This window comes from Oleiphilus sp. HI0132 (assembly GCF_001635845.1).
In genome coordinates this window covers 1-822 of the sequence record NZ_LWGJ01001746.1, presented here as the reverse complement: position 1 = coordinate 822, position 822 = coordinate 1, and the positions used below count along the sequence as shown (strand labels likewise).

1 protein-coding gene and 1 pseudogene are annotated in these 822 nt (G+C 43.3%); both read right to left on the bottom strand.

All coding sequences use genetic code 11. The features are described from left to right. Positions 1-233: pseudogene (locus A3766_RS32330) on the bottom strand (DNA polymerase II); the annotation flags it as partial. A gap of 75 nt (positions 234-308) precedes the next feature. Further along, positions 309-822 (bottom strand): mechanosensitive ion channel domain-containing protein (locus A3766_RS26640; protein WP_068643314.1); only part of this gene is annotated, 514 nt, incomplete at its 5' end.

Genomic DNA, 822 nt, shown 5'->3' with positions numbered 1-822 from the left:
GGTGCGATTTGTCTGGCGAGATACAGGTCATAATCAAGTGGTGATACAAGGTGTTCTATAGGCTCAGGCCCATTCACGGTATAACAATAAGAGACCCAGCCGCCATTTTCATAACGTGGCGCCTTGCCTTCGCTGACTAGCCACTCGTCAGCTTTTTTGGCGGCTTGGGCATGAGGGGGTATATTCGAGGTGTAATCTCTGAGTTTTCTTCTTAAGCGCTTTCGATAGATCAACTGGTCGTCGTATTGCCCGCTTCGTATCCCGCTAAGTAATTGTTTGAATAACTAGGCAACTCGGGTTATTCTAAATTAAGACTGTTTGTCTTCTTTGTACTCTTCAGACTGCAATTTACCAATCCCTTTTAAACGATCTCTAGGATTGACGAGCATTGGTCTGGTTAGAAGTAAGTTGTTTGGATATATAATAACTTCACGCGCTTCACTGATTAGTTTAGTGCTGAATAAGTTAATTTCAGAAATATACCCCTCGACGTAATTATCGCCATCAATCACTCTGACGAAGTTGCCACGCCTGAATGACTTTTGCACTAAAAGAATAAAAAATGAGGTGATGTTACTTAGTACCGACCACCCGGCGAATAACGCCACACCAGTGACCGCCAGAATACTGGCAGACAATGTCAGGAGTCCTTTGAAGTCAAAACCCCATACAAATAGAGTGACTACCACTGTTCCGATTAACAGCAACACATTTACTGCAGCGAGCGCGGTTTCTTTCGATTTGTCTTTTAGATTTCCGTGCTCTGCATGTGCGATGATTCGTGGTCGTAGTACGTATTTAAAAAAGCCGTAGATAATGATG